Here is a 23389-nt window from a genome sequence, read left to right on the forward strand (position 1 = left end):
ATAGGCTCGGAGCTTTTTACGCAGCCTGCGAGGCCCATCGGTCAACAATTTACGGAACTGTTTCACCGGTGTCTCCGTAGTTTACAGTGAAGGCGCTCTGACGATCACCGCGCCAAGAGGAGACATCATGGAAGAAGGAATTACTGGACTGGTTGCAGTCACAATGTTGTTCGGCATACCGCTGGCCGCAATGTATGCCTACTACCGTATACGCAAGTTGAAAACGGAAGAAAAGCTGGCGGCCATCGCGCGCGGCGTCAGTGTTCCGCTGGAGCCAGAGCTATCGCAAGTCGCGCGTTCACGGCGCTCAGGCATTCTTCTAACGGCCGGAGCCGTCGGCTTCATGATCACCTTCGCATTGATCGGACGAACCGAACCGGATGCCTTCAAAGTGGTAGCTTTTGGCGCGATTCCGCTGGCTTTGGGATTGGGATTCTTCCTGGACGCTGCACTTGTTCGAAAGGATCTACACGCGTAGCTAATTGCTGAAGAGTCCGCTGCGAGACCTCAGCTAGCTAGAGAAGAGCCGCGCGAGCCCGGATGAGGGTTGGCCTATTTTGGGGACGCCTCCCGATTCCCCATCCGGTTCGCGCGCGCCCGCATAGCGGACGCCTCTTGCGTGCGACCGACTGCCTCCAGATTTCGAACATATTCGTTCAATATCGCTATGACGTGGGGGTCCCCTTTGCCAAAATAGCGCTCACTGATTTCCATGGCACGCTGGCAAAGCGGCACCGCCGTCCCGGATTTGCCCTCTTCGCGATAGATCCCTGCTAGCATCAGAAACGTCTCGCCGAGCGAATAGTCGTTGGGTCCTAAATATTGCTCCTGAATCGCAAGCGCATGCTGATAGACCAGTTCCATCTCATTGAGCCGCCCTTGATCCCTGAGGAAATTTTGAATGGCGAATGGGTAGCTGAGCACGCGAGCATTCATGGCGAGGATGAAGGGGAGGCTCTTCTCCTGAACATTGAGCGCGCGCCGGTAGAGTTCCTCGGCTTCCACATCTCTCTTTTCTGAATGGCAAATGTCCGCCAGTTCGTTCAGGCTTTGGGAAAGTGCAAAACCGGATGCAGGAACTTTTTCGTAGGCGGAGATGGCCTGCCGGTAGAACAACTCGGCCTCCTTCAGCTCACCCCGTTCTTTGTACTGCCGTGCACGCAGCGCATCGTTCTCCGCGCCCATCGTATCGGAGTTTGTCTGCGTATTGTTTGATGGGGGAGCGGGTTCGGCAATCAGGTGCTCAGCTTCGTCTTTCTTTCCCTCTTCGTCCAACACATCGGCCAAGCTGGCACGCAACTGCAGTTGCAGGGATTTCTGGGCGGGCGTCAGCCCGTCGGCAAATTCTAAGGCGCGCCTCAGTACCCGCTCTGCCTCTTTGTACTCCTTCTGCTGTCGATAGAAAATTGCGGCACTACTAAGAATCGTGACGCGATAAAAGGGCTCCATCTCTTTCGCGGCTTCAACGATCGCCACGGCCCTGCCGTGGAGTTTCTCCGCTTCAATGACGTCCGTCAACGACGCAAGCACTGCCAGGCTACCGTAGTCTTCTGCCAAGTGCGGGTCGTTAGCGCCAAGGTTCTTCTCGTCAAGCGCGACAACGCGCCGGACCAGAGCGATCGACCGGGCACTGCCGACGTCTACGGAGGACGCCAAAAGAAGCCCGCGCGCCTTCTGAGGATTTGAGTCCGGAAGTTTATCGGCTTCAACAATCAAGGTCTCGGCTAACTTCTTCCGATCCTCTGAAGTGCCTTTTTGCCAGCTTTCCTGGAATTGGCGAATGAGATTATCGAAAGTGCTCAATTCCTGGGAAGCAGCTGGCGGCTCACCTTGCAGAAGTGCGTAGGCTCGAAGTCCTCCTGGTCCGAGAAGCGCTGCAGCCAGGATGAACAAAAAAAGAAGAGTGCGGGAAAACACTATAACTGCGAGAGAACGCCGCGAGTTTCGCTTCTTCACGATTAAACCCCTGCTGTTGAACCGACACTGAGACAGGGCCCATTACATGAGACTTCGAGGGAAGTATTTCCTTGCCTGCTTGAATATATACCGATTGGAATGGTCTAGTACGTCCGGCCCACTCGCGATCCAATCCATCAGAGCTTCTACCGATGGCGCCAGCTAGGGCTTCTTGATGAATCTCCGCCGCGCCAGATGGTTCTGGGCAGTGGGCTGTATTTCTTCATACTTCAGGACGCTGATCGACCCATCGACCTCGAGTACGGCCAAGGCAACTTCCTTATACGTGGCGACGCCGTGCTCTCGAACCGCACATTCGAGCGCATCCATGGTGATATGTTCGCGGGCCATGTGCGCAGCGATCACTTCTCCATCGTGAATCAGCAAGCTGGGCTGGCCCTGGATGAGTTTGCGAAAGCGCCGGTTGGTCCCTGCGAGTTCGGCGACCAGGTAGTTGAGCGAGAGCAGCGTGGCGGCGGCCACGGCTCCTCCCCATACCGACGTATCGGAACCGGTCATCGCATTCTGGACGGAGTTGGAGAGCAGCAGGAGCAGGGTGAGGTCGAACGGGGTCATCTGGCCGACTTCCCTTTTGCCGCTGAGTCGAATTCCAACCAGCACCAAAAGGTAGACGACACCCGTTCGCAAGGCGATTTCCAGCAGCGTATGCGCGCCCGGTGGCAACATTCGCGTTACGAATTACTGCGGAGTCGGCGTCACCGGGATGGGAGCATTCTTGGGAGTGCTCAGATAGCCCGTGATCTTGTTTTTGTCTACCGTCCAGACCACCATCTCATAGAGCATGTGCTCGCGACCGGTATAGAACTGGACCGGCTCGCTGGCGTTCTTGTCTTTCTTTTCGATGGTGCGGTCGTCGGCGGTCACGTTGAGGGTGTACTTCCCCTTCTTCGGATCGGTCTTCTTGAGTTGCAGCGCGACCGTCGAAAAGGCCTGCGGGTTGGCGCCCTTCAACAGCGTGAACTCGTAATACTGGCGGTCACCCTTGTGCTTGAGGACTTCCAGATCGCCGCGCGTATTGGCGATCAGGCCGCTCTGCACTCCCAGGTCGCCGATGGTGCGTTGTAATGCGGCCTTGGTTTCTTCCAGCGAGGCTTTGGTGTTGCCGAGGTCGGTCTTGACACCGCCGACATCCGACTTCACGTTGCCTACTTCGCCAGCCACAGCGCTAATCTCTTTCTTTTGCTCTTCGGCGAGTTTGGCCACGGAGGCGCGCTGCTGCCGCTGCAATTCATCGGCGCGTGATGCCAGTTCCTTCTTGGTCATACCCAGTTGCTGGGCCAGAGTTTCTGAATCCGCTTCGGCAGACTGCATGCGTTTGGACAAATCGGCGTTCTGTTTCTGTTCGGCTGCGATGTCCTGGGTTAGTTTTTCGAGCTTGGTATGTTGATCAAAGAGGAAATACGACGACGCGGCAGCAAATGCGACGGCCAGAACAATCAGAATCCACTTGCCGGCACTGCTCTGCGATTCAGAGTGATATACGGGTGCGTCTTCGCCTTCAGGCATAAGTATGCATCTCCCAATTGAGGTGGACTGTAACCGCTATTGTTGGGGAGAAGCGAGGCTCTGTCAATTGCGTTTGAGGTTCTCGGTCGGAGGTAACTTGCGGCTAGAATGGGGACGTGAAGACCTGGGACGCGATCATTATCGGGGCAGGCATCATCGGACTGACGTTGGCGATTGAGTTACGGAAGCAAGGCCTCCGGGTCATGGTGGTCGACAAGGGTGAACCGGGACGGGAGTCGTCCTGGGCAGCAGGCGGCATGCTGGTGGACTTCTCCCCCGAGATGCCGCGCGCATTGCAGGAATTGGGCGCGGCGAGCGCCAGGATGTATCCCGAGTTCGTGCATCAACTGAAGGATGAGTCGCGGCTGAACATCGATCTGCGATCAGAAGGCGCCCTGCTGTGGGATCCGGCGTCGGACCCGCTTCTGCGCTCGTCCTATCCTCTACCCGCTCCCCTGGCCGAACTTGAGCCGCACCTTGCAGCCAAAAGCTGCGAGCCATTTTTCGTGAGAGAACGGTGTGTGGACCCTCGCGACCTGGTCGCAGCCGTAATCGCAACAGCTCGTCATCGGGAAGTAGATTTTTCCTCGGGCGACACCGTTCTTGGGGTCGAAATCAACGAGGGTAAAGCGATTGGAGTCCGCACCAATAAAACTACGTTTGCGGCGGGCGCGATCGTGAACTGTGCCGGAGCGTGGGCCGGACAAGTCGCTCCCCATGTTTTCCCGACGCGTCCTGTCAAAGGACAAATGCTCTATGTGGTCATGCCTGAGAAGGACCTGCTTCGCCACGTAGTGCGGACACCCGAGGTTTACCTGATCCCCCGCAGTGATGGACGGTTACTTATCGGAGCGACTGTGGAAGAGGCAGGGTTCGACAAACAAGTTGTCCCGGATACGATTCATAAGCTGAGGAAGGCCGCGATCGAAATGGTGCCGCGCCTGACGGAGGCACGGATACTGGAATCGTGGGCGGGGTTGCGTCCGGGCACTCCCGATGCGCTGCCCATCCTCGGTGCGACGTCTACACCGGGATACTTTGTCGCGACCGGGCATTTTCGCGATGGCATTCTGCTCGCGCCGATCACGGCAAATTTGATGACTTCGGTCGTGACCGGGAGAAAGACCGCACTTGATCTGTCTGCATTTTCACCCGCCCGGTTTTCGTAAGGCTGCATTGCGGGCACAACAAACCCGGAACTTTTGTTGAGTGTTATGCGTTCTTGCATCATGCCTTTTCGGGAGAATACTTGAAACTCATCATCGACAACGTCAGCAAACAATATGGGCGCGGACCATGGGCGCTGCGGAATTTCAGCCTTGAATTGGGTACAGGTGTGCTTGGGTTGCTTGGCCCGAACGGTGCGGGCAAAACGACGCTCATGACCATCCTGGCGACAATTACGCGGGCTACTGAGGGGCGCGTGATTTGGGACGGTGCCGAAGTGTCGGCCAATCCTGATGCGCTGCGATCCGTTTTAGGATATCTTCCGCAGGACTTCGGCGTGTATCCCAATCTGAATGCTGTGGAATTTCTGGAATACCTGGCGGCTGTCAAAGGGCTCGATGCGGCTGTAAGTAAGCGGCGAATTGACGAACTCCTGAATCTCGTCAACTTGACGGACGTGCGAAAACGGCCGTTGGGCGGCTACTCCGGGGGCATGAAACAGCGTGTAGGAATTGCCCAGGCGTTGCTGAACGATCCGAAGTTGCTGATTGTGGATGAACCAACTGCTGGCCTCGATCCGGAAGAGCGCGTGCGCTTCCGCAATTTGCTGTCAGAATTATCCGGCGAACGGATTGTGATCTTGTCCACGCATATCGTGTCTGACGTGGAAGCAACCGCGACGGACATTGCATTGATCTCGCAAGGCCAGCTGGTGGCCCACGCATCTCCGGAAGACCTGTTGCGAAAAGTGGAAGGCCGCGTCTGGGAGTGGGTATTGCCGAGTGCTGAGTTGAACGGCGCCCGGCAACAGCACCTGATCAGCAACACGGCGCGCCGCAGCGATGGCGTGCATGCCCGCGTACTCGGAGAGACTCCGCCTGACGGCGCGCAACCCGTCGCCCCCAATCTGGAAGACGCGTACTTGTATTGCCTGTCGCAGCACCGCGCCGGGGCAGCGGCATGAAATCGATGCGCGTCCTTTATGCGATGATTCGCGCGGATTTCTTGGAGCGGGTGCGGCGCTACAGTTTTCTGCTCACACTCGCCTTTGCGGTCTATTTGGGATACGCAGCCTTTGCCGGACACATCGTTCTTCGACTCGACGATTACCGCGGCATTCTTAATTCCGCGTGGCTCGGCAGCCTGATGGCCTTGGTGGGCGGGACTTTTCTCAGCCTGGTGGGCTTCTACATCGTGAAGAATTCGATCCTGCGCGACCAGGACACGCGCGTCGGACGAATCCTGGCCACCACGCCCATGAGCAAGAGCTTCTATACGTTGGCGAAGACGGCCAGCAATTTCGCCGTGCTCGCGTCGATGATTTTTGTGTTGGCACTGGCGACCCTCGTCATGCAGGTTGTGCATGCGGAAGATCCGCACATCGATCTGTGGGCGCTGCTCTCGCCGTTGTTGCTGATTGCGCTTCCCTGCATGGCATTCACGGCGGCGCTCGCTGTGCTATTCGAAACCTTGCCGCTATTGCGCGGCGGGGTCGGCAACGTGCTCTATTTTTTCGTCTGGGCCTTCATGCTCATTGGCCCCAACGCTCAAGTGATGGACAAAGGCCAGACACTTCCTCCGGTGGGCTATGTCGTCGATTATGCCGGGGTCGTTTCCACGATGAACCAGATGCAGTCCATCGTGCGCGGGATTGATGCGCAATACAAGGGCGGATCATCGCTGAATATCGGGAACGAGAACGGACCGCCGAGCAAGCGTTTTGTGTGGAAGGGTTTGGATTGGAACGCACCCTTCCTGTTGGGCAGGCTGCTGTGGACAGGGATGGCGGTTGTGCTCGCATTGATCGCTGCCGTGTTCTTCCATCGTTTTGATCCAGCGCGGGAATGGCGGATCAAGAAGGCGAAACCTCTGGAGGCACTCGTAGAGACCCAGATTCCCGGAGAGCTATCTCGCGCTGTGGAACCTTCGCACGCGCATCTCACTCCACTACCGTCAAGGGCAGCACGGAACTCATTCGCGAGATTGGTTGTGGCGGAGTTGCGATTGCTGCTCAAGGGCAAGGGCTGGTGGTGGTACGTGGTGGCCGCCGGACTATCGATCGCGTGCCTGCTGTCTCCCCTTGACAAGGCCCGAGGGGGTGTTTTGATAGCGGCGTGGATGTGGCCGATCCTGGTGTGGTCGTCGATGGGATCGCGCGAGAAGCGGCATGCAACGGAGTCTCTGATCTTTTCTTCGGCGGGCGCGCTGCCCCGTCAACTTCCAGCGATGCTGGCCGCGGGAGTGCTGGTCTCACTTTTCACTGCGGGGGGAATCGGAATTCGCCTATTGCTGCGCGGTGATATGCAAGGAGTGGCGGCATTTCTCGCGGGAGCGATCTTTATCCCCAGCATGGCGATGGCACTGGGCGTGTGGAGTGGCAGCAGCAAGGCCTTTGAAGCGATCTACACGGTGTGGTGGTACATGGGACCCGCGCATCACACGCCTGGAATCGATTTCATGGGCGTTTCACAAGCATCGAGTTCCGCACTGACCTATGCATCAGCGGCGCTGGCTTTGCTTGCGGTGGCGTATTGGCGACGGCGGGCCCATCTCGGATACGCTTGAGTTGCCCCAAAACCTTCAACCACGAAGGTCACCAAGGATCCCGCGAAGGTGACTAAGGAAACTTCTCCTACAACAAGGCCAACCGACCGTTTGGTTTAGAATATAGGGTTGCACTGTATAGACCCGTCCTCATAGGAGAATCAAGATGAAACTTACCCCCGGAAAACTCAAGGGGCTGAAAGCTGTCTCAAACGAACGTGGAGTCATCGCCGCAGCCGCTATGGATCAACGCGGCTCATTGCAGAAGTCGCTGGCCAAGGAAAAAGGCGGCGAAGTCACCGACGCGATGATGGAAGAATTCAAGACTCTCGTCACGGAAGTTCTGACCCCGCATGCCACCGCAATTCTGCTCGATCCCGAATGGGGATTGCCTGCCTCCAAGCGCCGCGCGAAGAATGCCGGCCTGCTTCTCGCGTACGAGAAGACTGGATATGACAAGACTGGCCCCGGCCGCCTTGGCGATCTGCTTGACCTGTGGTCGGCTCGCCGCCTGAAAGAAGCGGGCGCGGATTGCGTCAAGATCCTGCTTTATTACACGCCGTTCGATCCCAAGCACGTCAACGATGCGAAGCATGCATGGGTGGAGCGCATCGGCGACGAGTGTCGCGCCAACGACATTCCCTACTTCCTGGAATTTGTCGGGTACGAAGAGGGCGCTGACGAGAAGGGTTTGGACTACGCGAAAAAGAAACCGCAGATCGTTGCCGAAAGCATGAAGGAGTTCAGCAAGGATCGCTATGGCGTGGACGTCCTGAAAGTCGAAGTGCCCGTGAACATGAAGTATGTCGAAGGCACGAAGTCGTTCGGCGGCCAAAAAGCCTATACCAAGAAAGAAGCCATCGATCTGTTTCACAAGGCAGCGGGCGTCGCGACCAGGCCCTTTATTTATTTGTCGGCTGGCGTCAGCAATGCCGAGTTCAGCGAAACGCTGGAACTGGCGGGCGAATCGGGCGTGAAGTTCAATGGCGTCCTGTGCGGCCGCGCCACCTGGAAAGACGGCATCGCGGTATACGCCAAACAGGGTGCAGCAGCATTCCGCACCTGGCTCGAGACCGAAGGCGTCAAGAACATCAACAATGTGAACGATAAATTGAAGGCCGCGACCTCATGGCACTCGATATACGAGACCTAGTTCGAAGCGACTTTACCAACTGGAAGGCGGGTCTCAGGACCCGCCTTTATTCTTGATATAGGCTTCTTACGAGGACCCTAATGCCGGACCACAAAACCGCTCTCATCACAGGCGCTTCATTCGGAATCGGGCTGGAACTGGCGAGGATTTTTGCCCGCGAGGGCTACAATCTCGTGCTGGTCGCGCGCACGGCGGACAAACTTCGTCAGGTTGCGTCGGAGTTGGAAAAGGCACATGGAACGCGGTCGCTGACTCTGGCCAGCGATCTCTCGGCGCCGGGAGCCGCAGCGTACGTACACGATCAGACCACACGCGCGGAGCTTACCATCGATGTGCTGGTTAATAATGCCGGCTTCGGGCAATTCGGGTTGTTCGCCGAGAACGATCTGGAAGAATGCCTGCAACAGATCCAACTCAACATCACCACCCTCACCCATCTGACGCGCTTGTATCTTCCGGAGATGTTGCAGCGAAAAAGCGGGCGCATTCTGAATGTGGCGTCCACGGCGGCGTTTCAAGCGGGGCCGTTGATGGCTGTTTATTACGCCACGAAAGCGTACGTGCTGCATTTTTCCGAGGGAATTGCGAACGAGCTGCGAGGAACAGGCATTACTGTTACTTGCCTGTGTCCGGGACCGACGGTCACGGAGTTCGCCAAGCGCGCCAACATCCTTACGGCCCGACTCTTCAAGCTTGGCGCAATGGACGCACGCACGGTCGCCGAGGATGGCTACCGCGCTCTGATGGCTGGTAAGCCCATAGTGATCTCGGGATTCAAGAACTGGTTGACCGCGCAGTCGGTGAGGTTCGCACCCCGGAGTTGGGTGACGGCGGTGGCGCGGAAGTTGCAGGAAACCAGAAAAGAATAAATCAGTGGTTAGTGATTAGCGATTGATTTGCTAACCACTAATCACCAGCCACTGACCACTACCTTTTCAACGACTGCTGCACTTTGCTGTGGTGGCGGCCGTAGACGAAATAAACCACCAGGCCGATCACCAACCAGACAATCAGGCGCGCCCAGTTCACCCATCCCAGCTTGTACATCATGTAGCCGTTGAAAAGGATGCCCATGATCGGCACAAACGGCACCCACGGCGTGCGGAAGGGTCGAGCCTGACCTGGATTCGTACTGCGCAGCACCATGACTGCGATACAGACAATGACAAATGCCAGCAGGGTTCCGATGTTGACCATCTTGCCGATGTCATCAATTGGAGTAAGGCTGCCCACAATCGCGGCCAGAAATCCAACGAGAATCGTGTTCTTCCAGGGCGTCCGGAAACGCGGGTGAATGGCCGCGAAGAATTTCTTGGGCAAGAGGCCGTCATTGGCCATCGAGTAAAGGACGCGAGTCTGTCCTAACAACATCACCAGCATGACGCTGGTCAATCCGGCCAAGGCCCCTAGAGTGATGATGTGCGATGCCCCTGTGAGCCCGCGATCCATAAAAGCGCGCGCGATGGGAGCTTCGATGTTCACTTCGCGCCATGGCACCATGCCCGTGAGGACGGCTGCGACGGCAATGTATAGCGCAGTACAGATCAGAAGCGATGCAATGATGCCGATCGGCAGATCGCGTTGAGGGTTCTTTGCTTCCTGGGCAGTGGTCGAAACAGCATCAAATCCGATATAGGCGAAAAAGATATAAGCAGCTCCGGCCCCGATTCCGGAGAATCCGAAAGGCGCAAAACTGTGCCAGTCGCCGCCCCAGTTGCTGGCGCTGACGTAGCGGAAGCCGAGGGCAATCACAAACAGCACAACGGCCACCTTGATGGTGACGATGGTGGAGTTGAAACGAGCGCTCTCTTTAATTCCGATGGTCAGGATGGCGGTGATGACCAATGCAATGATGAAGGCGGGGACATTGACGCCGATCTCGTAGCCGAAAAGGTGCGGCGCGTTGAGCAGGTCGTGACCTCGCTGCATCAGTTCCGGCGACTGAGCGCCCATGATCTCGGTCACTTTATTCAGGAAGGCCTGCGTTCCCGGTACGAGCGTGGAGTCGGAAGCCACAGCCATCTGGCGAGCCACGATATTTTCAGCGGCGCGCAATCCAGTCCAGTGGTCGTAGGCGAGCCAGAGCGGCATCTTGATATGAAATATATCGAGCAGTTCGATGAAGTGGTTCGACCATCCGGAGGACACGGTGCTGGCGCCCATCGCGTATTCGAGGGTCAGATCCCAGCCGATGATCCACGCGAAAATTTCGCCCAACGTCGCATACGCGTAGGTGTAGGCGCTACCGGCCAGCGGGATCATGGCCGCGAACTCGGCGTAGCATAACGCTGCGAATGCGCAACCCATCCCGGAAAGCACGAAGGAGAGCATCAGGCCCGGCCCTGCGTAGTGCGCGCCCAGTCCAGAAAGAACGAAGATGCCGGCGCCAATCACTGCGCCTACGCCCAACGCGGTCAACTGGAATACGCCGAGCGTCCGTTTCAGGCTGTGTTCGCCAGTTTCCTGCGCTTCTTTAACGAGTTGATCAATCGGCTTTTTCGCGAGCAGGTCAGTCATGAATCGCTAGGCTCCTATGGGTCAGGCTGAAGTCGGGCGTGCTTTTTGTGACCACAAGAAATACACCGGGATCCCCAACAGTACGATGCACAATCCCGGCCAGGTATATTGCGGTTTGTAGCGTAACAGCACAACATCGATAAACAAAGCCATCACAATATATATCGCGGGCAGCACGGGATATCCGACAGCCTTATAGGGACGTTCCGCGTCGGGATGCGTTTTGCGCAACACAAACAACCCAATGATGGTCAGAATGTAGAACACCAGCACCGCAAAAATGATGTAGTCAAGAAGCTGGCCATAGCTGCCCGAAACACAGAGGATGCAGGTCCAGACCATCGACACCATCAGCGAAACGGCGGGCGTTTTGTATTTGGGATGCAGACGGGCGACACTCTTGAAGAAAAGGCCGTCCTTGGCCATGGCGTAGTAGACGCGCGCGCCGGCCAGGATCAGGCCGTTACAGCATCCGAAACCGGAAATCATGATGGCAATGGCCATCAGCGCTCCGCCGGCAGCGCCGAACATCTGCGTCATGGTTGCCGTGCCAACGCGGTCTTCGGCGGCATATTGAATGCCGCGCTCCAGCAGCGTCGTTCCGGTCGGGCTTCCCATCAGCGGAAGGGCCGCCAGATAAATGAAGTTGCAGCCGATGTAGAGTGCGATCACGACGCCCGTGCCCAGCGCCAATGAAAGCGGAAGGTTGCGACTGGGATTCTTCACTTCACCGGCGGTGAACGTGACGTTATTCCAGGCGTCGGCAGAAAAGAGTGAGCCGACCTGTGCGATCGCCAAGACTGTCAGGGTCGAGACCAGGACCCCTCCGCCGACATCGTGGAGAGTGCCAAGGCCGGCATTTTTCCAGAAGTTCGCACCGAAGTTGCTGGCAATGGCTTGGGCATTGCGTCCTAGAAAAACGCCAAAGATGACGAGTCCGAGCAGTGCCGAAACTTTGGCTGCGGTGAAGACGTTCTGGATCAGGGCGCCGGTTCTAATGCCGAAAATATTGATGATGGAGAGCAGAACCACCACGAGGATTGCAACGAGGTTCTGAGTGTTGAGACCAACGTCCATGCCGCCCAAGACCATGGGGCCAATCGTGAATTTGGGAACTTTCCAGAAATGCAGGATCCAATGGCTCGAGGAAATTGCCGGCCAGAAAACTCCGAGGAACTTGCCAAAAGCCACGCCCACCGCGGCGATTGTGCCAGTCTGAATGACGAGGAACAATGTCCAGCCGTAGAGGAATCCCCAGAGCGGTCCGAGCGACTCGCGAAGATAGACGTATTGGCCGCCGGCGCGCGGCATCATGGCCGCAAGTTCGCCATAGCTGAGAGCGCCGACAATCGTGAGGAATCCGGTAACGAGCCATGCGCCGATGAGCAGCGCGGGCGAACTCGTTACACGGGAAATGTCGGCGGAGACAATAAAGATGCCGGAACCAATCATTGAGCCCATCACCAGCATGGTCGCGCTGGTCAGGCCGAGGCCTTGAACAAGCTCTTTATCCTGATGGGTGTGTTTCGCCCAATCGTCGGCGAGGGTTGCTGGGGAAGTTGGTTTAGCGTCAGTACTCACGAAGCTCCCAGGTTAGGTCTCAGGTCTCAGGTGCTAGGTTTCAGGTCTAGCGTCTTAGCGTTTTCCTGACACCTGACACCTAAGACCTGGCACCTGATCTTTGCAAGTCATTGAATTTACCTCAGAACCTCGAAAAAAGCCTCTCCTGATTTGCGTGGATCGGGTAACAAGTCAGATATCACGGCCACGCTGTCGGCCCCGGCTTCGATTACGGAGCGGGCATTCTGGCGCGTTATGCCGCCGATGGCGACCAGAGGTTTCCGTGTCAGTTCCCTTGCCCGGCGGACGCCTTCGAGCCCAACGACCGGATCGGGATTCGCTTTGCTGGAGGTGGCAAAAACAGGGCCGATGGCGAGATAGTCGGCGTCGGTCCGGTGCGCTAGTGCTATTTGTTCGGGATTATGTGTTGAGATTCCGAGGCAACGGTCAGGGCCGATGATTCTCCGGGCAGCGTCGGGCGAGAGATCGTCCTGGCCGACATGCAGTCCGTCGAAAGCAGCGGCGAGACAGAGATCGGCGCGGTCGTTCATGATGAGTTGGACGCGAGAGCCGAGGATCCGTTTCAGTGCGCGGGCGTCCTCTAGCATCTGGCGTGCGTTGCCGGACTTGTTGCGATATTGAATCAGGGTGACGCCGGCGGCCGCGAGGTCTTCGGCGGCAGCCAGCAGTGCGCCACCATCTGGGAAATACGAGGCATCGAGAATCGGATAAAGGGGCGGAAGCTTCAACATAAAAACATCGGCAGCGTCATGCAATGGCCGTTTAAGGCGTCGCTGAAATTGCGGGCACCACCAACGCGTTGTGCATATTTAAAATCAGCCACTTCCCTGCCTGGCGGTGACACATGGCAACACCGTGCCCGGCATGGTGTTCGGAGGCGTTCGCCAACTTATAGTCGTAGGAGTACCAGAGCGCGTCTCCGAAGCTGCGGACATCGTGGGTTGCCATTTCGAAATGCAGTCCGGCTTTGGCATTTCTGAAATACTGTTCGTTCAAATACTGCATCACTTCCTTGCGTCCGCGAAATTCTCCGTGGGGTGTGTAGAGCACGATTTCCGGATCAAAACACTCTTCCAGTTCGCTGACTTTGGCTTCATTGAAGGCGACGTTGCAGTGGCCCATCGCCATCTCCATTTCCGCGAAGCGGGCTTTCGAATCGGCGGGCTCGAGATTGAGTACGGCCACTTTTCTCTGCAGATCAATCGTCACACCCATGCGGTCGAGCAGATCGACACCGAGAATGCCGTCGATCGTCCCGCCACAGGCTTTGCCGATCGGGCTGAGGTCAATCGCGGGCAGTTTGAGTTCATGGAGCACATGACTGCCGAGCTGGAAATCCGGCAACGACACTTCTCGAGCGCTGGTGGCGGCGGAGCCCTGCCAGGATTCGACGCTGATCTTCCTGGATGTTCCCGCAGAAAACGCTTTGAGATTCAGGATCGTTGTGGCGCCGGTATCGAGCAGAAAGCGCATGTCTTGTCCGGCGACCTTGACCTGCACGACGGGTAAAACATCGCAGCGACCGATGGGGATTTCTTCGTTTGAAGTGCTTTGTTGGGCGAAGGCTAGAGTCGCGGCAAGAATTGTCGCGAGCAGCACCACCCAATCGGATTTGCAGCGCCAGTATCTTGCTCGTTGTCGCAACGGCGGCGCTACGAAGTTGCCACTCACACTGCCTTCTCGGCTTTTTTAGCGAGGAACCGTTCGATAAATCCGGTGTCAAAGTTTCCGGCGCGGAAATCAGGATCAGCAAGGATGCGGCGATGCAGTGGAATCGTCGTATGAATTCCCTCGACGATAAACATTTCAAGCGCCCGGCTCATGCGGGAGATGGCTTCGCTGCGATCTTTTCCGCGCACGATCAACTTTGCAATCAACGAATCGTAATAGGGAGGAATTGTTCCCTCTGAGTAAGCAGCCGTGTCAATACGAACGCCGGTGCCTCCGGGAGGATTGAAAGTCGTGATCTTGCCGGCGGACGGCGTGAACTTCTCGGGATGCTCTGCATTGATACGACATTCGATGGCATGTCCGCGATGCACGATCGGACCTTGCAACACTTCGGACAACTTGGCCCCGGCCGCGATCATGAGCTGACTTTTGACCAGATCCACATCGGTGACCATTTCCGTCACAGGATGTTCGACCTGAATACGGGTGTTCATCTCGATGAAGTGCAGGCGGCGATCCTGATCCATCAGGAACTCGACTGTGCCTGCATTCTGATATCCGACCGCACTCAAAGTTTTGCTGAGCACGTCGCCAATCTGCCCGCGCAATTCGGGAGTGACTCGCACGGAGGGTGACTCTTCCAGCAATTTCTGGTGACGTCGCTGGATTGAACATTCGCGCTCGCCGAGACTCACCACGTTACCGTGTTCGTCCGCGAGTACCTGAAATTCGATGTGACGCGGATTCTCAACGTATTTTTCCATGTAGAGGTCGCCATTGCCGAAGGCTTTCGACGCTTCGGATTGCGCCTGCTGGTAAAGAGTGGGGAGGTCGTCTTCCTTGCGGACGATGCGCATGCCGCGTCCGCCACCGCCGGCCGAGGCTTTGATGATGACGGGGTATCCGACTTGCCGCGCCCACTCGATGGCTTCTTCTACCGAACCGATTACGCCGTCGGAACCGGGGAGGATGGGTACGCCATGCTTTTTCATGGCGGCGCGAGCCTTTTCTTTTTCGCCCATCAGGCGAATCACGTCCGGAGGAGGACCGATGAACTTGATGTGGCAGGTCTCGCACACTTCGGCGAAGTTGGCGTTCTCGGAAAGCAGTCCGTAGCCGGGATGGATTGCATCAACGTTCGCAATCTCAGCGGCGCTGATCACGGCTGGAATATTCAGATAACTTTGCGCAAGCTGCGGCGGGCCGATACAAATCGCTTCGTCGGCAAAACGGACGTGCAGCGAGTTGCGATCCGCCTCGCTATAGATTGCGACTGCGCGGATCCCGAGTTCCTTGCACGCGCAGATGACGCGCAGGGCAATCTCACCGCGATTGGCTACCAAGATCTTCTTGAACATTCGTAGAAAGCTCTAAGGTGCTAGCTCTTGGCTCTTAGGTGGACGAGCGAACCAAGCGAATCAGTCTCTACAAGAACTGTCATCCCTCGCTTCGCTCGGGATGACAGTTTCCTATTACGTTATTTCGCCGGACGAATGCCAAACAGTTCCTGTCCGTATTCGATGGGTTGTCCGTTGGCAACGAGTTTCTTGACTACTTCTCCGGCAACATCACATTCGATTTCGTTCATCAATTTCATGGCTTCGACGATGCAGAGTACCTGGCCGACTTCCACACGATCTCCGATCTTGATGAAGGGCGGCGCACCCGGGGACGGCGCTTCGTAGAACGTGCCTACGATCGGCGAGCGAACGGGTTGAAGAACTTCTTCAGGAACAACTGGCGCGGCTGGTTCGGCCGCCACACCCGGCGACGCGACCGGCGAAGGCGATACCGAAAGCACGGGGGCTGGCGGCGCGGGATGGACCGCAAAATAGCGTGCGTCCGGCGGCGCCGGCTCGGCAGCCCGCTTGATCTTCACTTTGACATCGCCGCGTTCCAGTTCGAACTCGGCAATATCCTTCTCGATTAAGAACTCGATGAGTTCCTTCAGCTCTTTTTGATTCATCGTAAGTGGCGGGTTCCGTGCTTCAACTTCAGCTACTCAATGATTACCAGTTCTTTATCCGTCGGGCTCAGCACTTCGCAACCTTTGGAAGTGACAACCACGACGTCTTCGATTCGCACACCCCGTTTTCCGGGGATATACGCTCCGGGCTCGATCGTGATCACCATGCCCGGAACCAGAACCTGCGTCTGCCCCACTCCCAGGCGCGGCGCTTCGTGAATCTCTAATCCTAAACCATGTCCGGTGGAATGCGTGAAGTACTGGGCTAAGTGATGCTTGCGCAATACCTTACGAGCTGCCTCATCCACCGACGCCGCAGTGACTCCGGCGCGAACCTGGGCAATCGCAGACTGCTGCGCCTCGAGCACTGCCTGGTACATGTCGCGCGAGGCCTTGTCTGGACGCCCCACGTGTACGGTGCGGGTCCGATCCGAACAATAACCCGCGAGTATAACACCGAAGTCGCAGACTACGAACCCGCGGCGGGGGATCCGGGTTGACGAGGCTCGCCCATGGACTACAGCCGAGCGCTTGCCGGACGCGATGATCGTCGAGAACGACATGCCGTCCGCGCCGGCGCTACGCGCGTGGTGCTCCATGGCTGCGGCGACTTCGACTTCCTTGACGCCGGGTCGAATCTTCCGGCGTGCGATTTGGAAGAGACTGGCTCCCATCGTAATCGCCGACTTGATCAGACGAACTTCGTCTTTGTCCTTCACCTGCCGTGCCTGCTCAACCAGGGGAGGCGCGGAAACGAGTTTCCACTTCCCTTTCAGGGCGACGCGCAGTAGATCACGTTGCGCGAGGGTGACCGATTGCGATTCCAGTCCGACTCGATGCTCAGTCTTGATGCGGGATGTGGTCAAGGACTCGGCAGCCGCCAGCGCGGAAGATTTCTTTCCGATGACGATCCGGGCGTCGGAAACTTCCTCGCGGGCCTGTGTGAGGTAGCGTCCGTCGGTGAAGAAGATAACGTCCCGCTCGCCGACCAGAAGCACTCCTGCGCTGCCGGTGAAGCCGCAGAGATAGCGCAAGTTGGGGAGATGCGTTACCAGCAGGAAATCAAGCTTGTGGTCAGCAAGCGCGGCCTGAAGGCGCCGCAGGCGGCCAGGGTGGTCCATGGAGGGAGTGTAGCAAACGGCAGTTCTCAGTTCCCGGTTCTCAGTTCTCAGTAAAGCCAGGCGCCGCTGGCCAGCCTACGGAAAGTTCATTGGCAGATATTAAGAGTGACGGGCGACTACGCTCCATGCCTTCAGTGTTCGGATGTGAAGAATTGAAGCACTCGTTACTGAGAACCGGGAACTGAGAACTGAGAACTGAGAACTGGTAAAACAAAACCGCCGGATGCTCGACAGGTTCTTCGAGCGATCCGGCGGCGATGTCTTTTTCAAGTTCGGTTATGTCTGAATGATGCGTGGCGTGATGAAGAAAATCAGCTCCTGGTTGGAAGTCGATACCGTGCGCCGTTTGAACAGGTTGCCAAGGTACGGGATATCCCCGAGCAGTGGAACCTGCGAAACATTCAGAGAGTTTGAGGTCTGGATCACGCCGCCGATCACGACGGTTCCGCCGTCGGTGACCAGGACCTGCGTGGTCGCTTGTTGAGTAATCAAAGTTGGGTTGCCCTGAATCGTACGGCCGAAGTCAGGAGTGGTGTTTTCCACGTCCACGTTCAGGAAGATCGTGCCTTCCGAAGTGATCTGCGGAGTCACCGTCAAGCGCAGGAAAGCGTCCACGTACGAAACGGTTGGCGGACCACCTAACTGAGCCAGGGTTACGATCGGGATTCTGACGCCCTGTTTCACGATCGCTTGAATGTTGTTCTGCGTAACTACTCGCGGACGGGAAAGAATCTTTAGTAGCCCGCGCGACTCCGCCAGAGTGAGCAGGAAGTCGATACGCATGTTGTTGGTTGCGTTCAGGAACTGGAAGCCGCTGGTCGGCTGAGTTACGCCGAGGTTCGAGAACAGCGGAATGGTCGTGCCGGTGGTGCCGCCGCCGCTGACGATGTAGAGCGGATTCGGAACAAAGCCGCTACCCACGGTCGATGACGTGCTGCCTACACCCTGCACACCGCCGATCGCGGTCGGACCATTGCCCCAGCCAAATCCAAGCTGGGTGCCGATGTCGCGAGCGAAGCTGCGGGTAGCAGCTACGACGCGAGCTTCAATTTCAACTTCTTGCGTCTTGCGATCCATCTGCTGGATCAAGCGGTCAAGCTGCGGCAGAACCGCAGGAATGTCCGAGATGATCAAAGCATTGGTGCGATCGTCGGAGACGATGTCGCCGCGCTGGCTCAGGAACTTCTTGAGCGTGGGCACGACGTCTTTGGAGTGCGAGTAGCTCAGGAAACGGGTGATCGTAACTTTGTCCACAGCCAGTGCTTCGGCTTCGATCTGTCCGCGGCGATTCTCGGCTTCCTTCTTCAAGGTGTCGACGGTCGCGATACGGAGAACGTTGCCTTCGAGCTGTCGGGAAAGATCGTTGTTCTTGAGCACGATGTCCAGTGCCTGATCCCACGGCACGTCGTCGAGCACGATGGTCAGGTTGCCGTGAACCTGCGGATCCAGGACCACGTTCAGTCCGCTGATTTCATGGATAAGGCGGAAGAAATCTTTCAGGTCGACGTCTTTCAAGTTCACCGAGATCGGCTCGCCGGTGTACTTGGGGCCACTGTTGGCCTGGGTTTGCGAGAGCTGCGTCTTCTGCTCGGCAGCCAGGTTGATGGCAGGCGTGATCGTGCCGCCGTCTTTACCAGCGTCCTGCATGGTGGCGTGAGTGTTCACCGCAACCAATTCGGTGGCCGTCTTGTCGGCGAAGCGGGCAGCAGCGTCCTGCGCTTTGGCAGCAGGCTCTACGGCGGCCTTGTCGTCCTTCGCGGAGTAGGTTGGCTCGACGAAAGCAAAGTCAGACGGTTTCGTGGAAGGCGCCGCTGCGGTAGGCGCGGGGGCCACTGCAGTCGTCGTCACCGGAGCCGAAGCGAGCAAGAGCTTCGGAGCAGAAGTCACCGCGGCGGTCTGTTCGACAACCGGGGCGGCGGGCTGCTTGGCAACCGTCTTCGGAGCCGGTGTCTTGGCGGCCGACTTGGCGACGTTTGCGCCCTGAATCTTTAATGAGAAATGTCCGTCCTGTCCGGCAACCAGCTCGGACTGGCGGGCAGCGTCGAGGTCGACCACCACACGCGTGGTGGGCGGAACCTGGCCGCTCATTCCGATGCGCACCGACTTCACACCATTGTTGCCAACGGCGATCTGGTGCTGTCCGGTGGCCATGACGGTGTTGGGAAGGTCCACAACGATACGCGCCGGGGAGTCGAGCGTCGTCACCTTAGGCGCGAGCACGCCCTTGGCCGTGAATTCGACACTCAGGCCGTCCTGGCTGTGCGCCACCTCGAGCCGTTGCAGAGAAGAGGCGGCAGCCCCCCCTTTGCCCGGCATGTCAGCCGCGGCCGCAATCAGCACGAACGCCAGCAGCGGAAGAATGAGACCCAGCAGTTGCTTTCGCATTTCGTATCTCCCCATCGGAGGCTCTTTCGCCCCTATATTTCTTCGAACAACGAACCCTGGCCTATACAGCCGGAGTCGTAATCTTTTTCGTCACTTCACGTGTAAAACTCTTGCCCAACCGGTCCTGCACTGTTTCCTTGAAAATGATGGAATCGCCTGTGATCTTGACGACGTAGCCGTCAAACACGGGGTCGTTCTCGCGCAGGAAGTACGCCTTGTTCAAATTGTTCGTGACCACGGCGATGAAGCCGCCATCGGAATGAACGACGCCGCGCAGGTTGATCGCGCCAATTTCCAGGCACTTTTTCCCCGTGCTGCATCCCGATCCGCCCGCATGGCTGACCACCGGGCTGATAAACGGATCACGCTTTCCCGACATGGCCCACTTCTTGTCCTGCTCGTCCTTTACGGGATCGTCGCTGGTTGATTCCGACGACGAACTCGCGCTGGCCGTATCGCTGCTCGCAGGGGCTGCAACTGGAGCGGCCGCTTTCGGCGCTGCAGCTACTGCCTTCTTTTCTTTCTTTTCTTTCTGCGCACCAGCGGGCTTGATTTCCTTTGCAACCTTAAGTTGCTTTACACCGAGTTTCGGCGCGGCTGCCGCGGGGGCCTTTTTCTGTGCAAAGGGTTCCGCTGCCTTCGGGCTGCTCGACGCAGCTTTCGCTACGCTTGGCGTGGAAGAAGGGCCGCTCGCCTTCGGTGCACTAGCTTTGGGCGCGCTTGCCTTGGCAGAAACGACTGCTGGCTTCGGCGTCGATGCAGTCGCTTTCGCCGGAACGATCGCGGCCTTGGGCGGAGCTGCAGTCGTCTTGACTGCGGCTGTGCTCGCTTTGGCCGGAGCCGAGGCTGGCTTCACGGCCGCTTGTTTGGCCGGAGCCGGCTTCACGCCGAGAGCGTCGTTGGATGCGGCGGTGCTCTTCTGCTGCACCGAATTCATCATGGCGCGCGTGTTCTCGATGATCTGGGGATTTTGCGCCCAGGCCATGCCTGCAGCCAGTGTGCAAACGAGAATGCTGGTCGTCCGCTTCATCGATTCCCCCTTATTTCTTTGCCGGTTGTCCCGGCTTGGCCGCCGCTGCTGATGCCGACGGGTCCAGATCATGGCTGAAATATGTGGTCGTTAAGCACGTGGCCACGACACTCTCGTTGGCCGCGTACTGATATGTGTGCTTCGCTTTCGCATCCGAAGGCTTGCGGGTCGAGGCCACGAGCAGGCCGTTGACGTTCACAATGCGCTCCAGTTTGCTGACGCGATCGAAGAATCCGAGCATCGAGTAGTACGGACCATCGAGCTCCACTTCGAACGGCACTTCCGAATAGAAGTCACGCGCGCTGACCGGACGGGCCGTATAGCGCCGGATTTCCACGCCGGCCTTGCGGGCTTCCCCGCTGACCATGCGCATGAAGTTATCCACTTCCTTCTCGTCGGGCACGATGCGGCGTTCAATCTCCAGCTGCTGTTTCAAGCTGTTGAGTTGCCGTTCGATGTCCGCCAACTTGGGCCGATAGGCTTCCAGATCCGCGTTCTCACGCATCTTGGCCTGCAGCTTGGTTTGCGCCGCCGCGTTTTCGTCGCGTTCGGACTTGAAGATGGTGTAGTAGAGCCCCCCGCTGACGAGAGCTGCCGCCAGCACCAGAACGCCCCAGAGCTTCACACCTGTCAATTCGCCAAAATTCATAGCGTCCGCCTTTACGACTTCGACTTTTCGCAGGTCAGCGTGAATTGAAAAGCCTGCATATCTTTCACTTGTTCGTCCTGAATGCTTTCCTTGATCTCGATGTTCTTGAAGTACCCGGTCTTCTGCAGATTCGAGATCAGGTTGGCGACGGCGTCATTGCTCAATGCCATGCCGTCAATCGAGACGTTGGTGCCCTGGTCCTGCAGGCTGTTCAGCCAGACCGCTTCGGTTCCGTTCACGGTCTCGCCGATCATGGCCATCAGGTTGACGGGGCCGCTCTGGTTGGAGCGCAGGTTGTCGATGACATCGACCCGCCGCTTGTAGGCGTCTGCTTGTTTCTGACGCTCCAGATAGCGCGCTTTGATCTCGGCCAGTTCGTGGTTCTTCTGTTCGGCCAGACGCATCTGCGCGGCGATGGATTTCTTTTCGCGGTCGAGGTGGTACCAGTACGCACCATTGCCGACCGCACAAATGATCAACACGGCCGCCACTTTCATCAGCGGAGAGCCGCCGCCACCCATATCCCCCATGGATGGCATGTTGACCGCGGAACCCTTCTTGCCGCTCTTCGGTTTCGGAGCACCCAGCAGATTGATTCGGATCATAGCTTTTCAAAACTCCTCAGGGCCAAACCTACGGCCACTGCCAACTGTCCGGCATTCTGTTCCACCAGTTCTGCTCCGTGACCATCCACGGGGGCGAGAACTTTCTGAAACGGATTGAACAGCTCCACCGGCATGGAGAATTCCTGGCGCAACGCTTCCACCAGGCCCGGTACCTTGGCCGATCCTCCGGCCAGGTAAATCTTTTCGATGTGCTCGCCCGCCGCGCTCGCACGGAAGAAGTCAAACGTCTTCTGAATTTCGAGGACGATGATTTCCGTCACCTGCTGCAGGATTGGCGTCTTCGCATCGTCGTGCACGGTTCCAACCTTGTGTCCCAGTTTCAAAGACTCGGCATCGTCGAAGCTCAGATCCAATTCTTTCTGGAGCGAGTCCGTGTACTGATGTCCGCCGACTGAAACGTCGCGCGGGAACAACGGAGTCGTGCCCTTGACGATGTTGATATTCATGACACTCGCGCCCAGGTTCAGCAGGGCGACGACTTGCGTCGGCGCGGGCTCGTAGTTGTACTCGTAGCAGTTCTGCAATGCGAGCGCGTCGATGTCCACAATAGCGGGTGTTTTGCCGGCCATCGAGAGTACGTTGGTGTAGTTAAGAATCTTGTCCTTCTTGACGGCGACGAGGAGCACATCCATCTGCGGGCTGGTCGCGTCGTCGGAGAGGATCTGATAATCGAGATTGACGTCGGCGAGATCGAAAGGAATGTGCTGCGCAGCTTCCTTCTGAATCGTGTCCGCCAATTCCTGATCGCTCATCGAAGGCAGCGAGATCTTCTTCACGATCACGGAGTGGCCGCTGACCGCTGTCGCTACGGCGCGGGCTTTGATTTCAGTGTCGGTGAACAATTTGGAAATCGCGCTCGAGACCGTACCCGAGTCCACGATCATGGAGTCCACAACGATATCGGGAGCGATCGGCTCCAAGCCCAGGTGCGCGACTTCGATACCTGCGCGCGTCCTCCGGAGCTCGACCGCCTTGATGCTCGACGAACCCACATCCAGGCCAACAATCGTCTTCGATCCGAATCCAAACATGTGACCGCCTTTTGTAGCGCCGGCTTGTGGCCGGCAAAGTTAACTACTGCTGTCCAGCAGCTTTCATCGCTGCGCGTGGTTTCTTCTTGCTGCCACGCGTTTCCAACTCCATGGATTGTTCTTCCATCCACTGGTCGAGCTTCGATTTCTTGAAGCGCCACCGGTTGCCCAGTTTGAACGCAGGAATCTTTTGCTCGTTCACATACTTGTAGAGCGTGTCCGGACTGACTCCCAGGTACTGCGAAGCCTGGCGAATATTCATTACTTCCCGCGAGTCGGCCATAGTGTTTGTTTTTCCTCTCCGCACTTCTTTTGTCAGCCTCGCGTTGTTCCGCGGCGCTGACGAAATTGGGAGAACCAGTTCCTCGAACTAATTGCGTTCGAGTGAGTTTTGGTGTGCTGAGCATATCTCAACCGGGAGAAGGGGCCTCTCAACGTGAATTACCCGGTTTTATTGGGTTTTAT

22 protein-coding genes are annotated in these 23389 nt (G+C 57.4%); 6 read left to right on the forward strand and 16 right to left on the reverse strand.

The features are described from left to right. Positions 1–127: 127 nt before the first annotated feature. On the forward strand, positions 128–478 hold the full coding sequence (locus HY010_10405) for a hypothetical protein (GenBank protein MBI3476134.1): 351 nt from the start codon (positions 128–130) through the stop codon (positions 476–478). A gap of 74 nt (positions 479–552) precedes the next feature. Here the strand turns inward: HY010_10405 and HY010_10410 are convergent, their stop codons facing one another. From HY010_10410 to HY010_10420, 3 genes are all read right to left on the reverse strand, one after another. Further along, a complete protein-coding gene (locus tag HY010_10410) occupies positions 553–1656 on the reverse strand; it encodes a tetratricopeptide repeat protein (protein MBI3476135.1) in 1104 nt (367 codons plus the stop codon). Between the two features lie 462 nt (positions 1657–2118). Next, positions 2119–2643 (reverse strand): DUF421 domain-containing protein, encoded by a 525-nt coding sequence (locus tag HY010_10415; GenBank protein MBI3476136.1) that lies wholly within the window; start codon positions 2641–2643, stop codon positions 2119–2121. Positions 2644–2655: 12 nt separating this feature from the next. Continuing rightward, entirely contained in the window at positions 2656–3483 is an 828-nt protein-coding gene (locus HY010_10420) for a hypothetical protein (protein ID MBI3476137.1), read from the reverse strand. Between the two features lie 116 nt (positions 3484–3599). On the opposite strand from HY010_10420, the gene thiO reads away from it, so the two are divergent. The 5 genes from thiO (at position 3600) to HY010_10445 (ending at position 9216) form a co-directional block, all read left to right on the forward strand. After that, the gene (gene thiO / locus HY010_10425) at positions 3600–4652 is read left to right on the forward strand and encodes a glycine oxidase ThiO (GenBank protein MBI3476138.1); all 1053 of its coding nucleotides are present in this window, start codon (positions 3600–3602) and stop codon (positions 4650–4652) included. A gap of 80 nt (positions 4653–4732) precedes the next feature. Continuing rightward, positions 4733–5614 carry an ABC transporter ATP-binding protein gene (locus HY010_10430; GenBank protein ID MBI3476139.1) on the forward strand — a complete coding sequence of 294 codons (882 nt, stop codon included), beginning with the start codon at positions 4733–4735 and terminating at the stop codon, positions 5612–5614. After that, entirely contained in the window at positions 5611–7215 is a 1605-nt protein-coding gene (locus tag HY010_10435) for a hypothetical protein (protein MBI3476140.1), read from the forward strand. Before HY010_10430 ends, HY010_10435 begins: the two co-directional genes overlap by 4 nt. Positions 7216–7360: 145 nt before the next feature. After that, positions 7361–8347, forward strand: a complete 987-nt coding sequence (locus HY010_10440) for a tagatose 1,6-diphosphate aldolase (protein MBI3476141.1) — start codon at positions 7361–7363, stop codon at positions 8345–8347. Between the two features lie 80 nt (positions 8348–8427). Further along, positions 8428–9216, forward strand: coding sequence for an SDR family oxidoreductase (locus tag HY010_10445; protein MBI3476142.1), 789 nt, complete (start codon positions 8428–8430; stop codon positions 9214–9216). A 58-nt stretch (positions 9217–9274) separates the two neighbouring features. Here the strand turns inward: HY010_10445 and HY010_10450 are convergent, their stop codons facing one another. The 13 genes from HY010_10450 to HY010_10510 form a co-directional block, all read right to left on the reverse strand. Then, a complete protein-coding gene (locus HY010_10450; protein ID MBI3476143.1) occupies positions 9275–10864 on the reverse strand; it encodes an amino acid permease in 1590 nt (529 codons plus the stop codon). 21 nt (positions 10865–10885) lie between these two features. Then, entirely contained in the window at positions 10886–12445 is a 1560-nt protein-coding gene (locus HY010_10455) for an amino acid permease (protein MBI3476144.1), read from the reverse strand. 116 nt (positions 12446–12561) lie between these two features. Then, positions 12562–13176, reverse strand: coding sequence for a thiamine phosphate synthase (gene thiE, locus HY010_10460; GenBank protein MBI3476145.1), 615 nt, complete (start codon positions 13174–13176; stop codon positions 12562–12564). A gap of 31 nt (positions 13177–13207) precedes the next feature. Beyond that, positions 13208–14116 carry an aspartyl protease family protein gene (locus HY010_10465; protein MBI3476146.1) on the reverse strand — a complete coding sequence of 303 codons (909 nt, stop codon included), beginning with the start codon at positions 14114–14116 and terminating at the stop codon, positions 13208–13210. Continuing rightward, positions 14113–15474: an acetyl-CoA carboxylase biotin carboxylase subunit gene (gene accC, locus HY010_10470; GenBank protein ID MBI3476147.1), complete on the reverse strand. Its 1362-nt coding sequence runs from the start codon at positions 15472–15474 to the stop codon at positions 14113–14115. The genes HY010_10465 and accC overlap by 4 nt, the downstream gene beginning before the upstream one ends. A gap of 119 nt (positions 15475–15593) precedes the next feature. Beyond that, positions 15594–16082, reverse strand: coding sequence for an acetyl-CoA carboxylase biotin carboxyl carrier protein (gene accB / locus HY010_10475; GenBank protein ID MBI3476148.1), 489 nt, complete (start codon positions 16080–16082; stop codon positions 15594–15596). A 32-nt stretch (positions 16083–16114) separates the two neighbouring features. Further along, on the reverse strand, positions 16115–17203 hold the full coding sequence (locus HY010_10480; protein MBI3476149.1) for an aminopeptidase P family protein: 1089 nt from the start codon (positions 17201–17203) through the stop codon (positions 16115–16117). Positions 17204–17479: 276 nt separating this feature from the next. Continuing rightward, complete coding sequence (pilQ, locus tag HY010_10485) at positions 17480–19588, reverse strand: type IV pilus secretin PilQ (GenBank protein ID MBI3476150.1); 2109 nt, start codon at positions 19586–19588, stop codon at positions 17480–17482. A gap of 61 nt (positions 19589–19649) precedes the next feature. Next, the gene (locus tag HY010_10490) at positions 19650–20618 is read right to left on the reverse strand and encodes a hypothetical protein (GenBank protein MBI3476151.1); all 969 of its coding nucleotides are present in this window, start codon (positions 20616–20618) and stop codon (positions 19650–19652) included. Between the two features lie 10 nt (positions 20619–20628). Next, positions 20629–21267: a type 4a pilus biogenesis protein PilO gene (gene pilO / locus HY010_10495; protein MBI3476152.1), complete on the reverse strand. Its 639-nt coding sequence runs from the start codon at positions 21265–21267 to the stop codon at positions 20629–20631. Positions 21268–21278: 11 nt separating this feature from the next. Beyond that, on the reverse strand, positions 21279–21872 hold the full coding sequence (locus HY010_10500) for a PilN domain-containing protein (protein MBI3476153.1): 594 nt from the start codon (positions 21870–21872) through the stop codon (positions 21279–21281). Beyond that, complete coding sequence (pilM, locus tag HY010_10505) at positions 21869–22924, reverse strand: type IV pilus assembly protein PilM (protein ID MBI3476154.1); 1056 nt, start codon at positions 22922–22924, stop codon at positions 21869–21871. The genes HY010_10500 and pilM overlap by 4 nt, the downstream gene beginning before the upstream one ends. Positions 22925–22967: 43 nt before the next feature. Beyond that, positions 22968–23186 carry a helix-turn-helix domain-containing protein gene (locus tag HY010_10510; protein MBI3476155.1) on the reverse strand — a complete coding sequence of 73 codons (219 nt, stop codon included), beginning with the start codon at positions 23184–23186 and terminating at the stop codon, positions 22968–22970. Positions 23187–23389 lie beyond the last annotated feature (203 nt).

The organism is Acidobacteriota bacterium, from assembly GCA_016196065.1.
Classification (GTDB): domain Bacteria; phylum Acidobacteriota; class Terriglobia; order Terriglobales; family Acidobacteriaceae; genus Acidiflorens.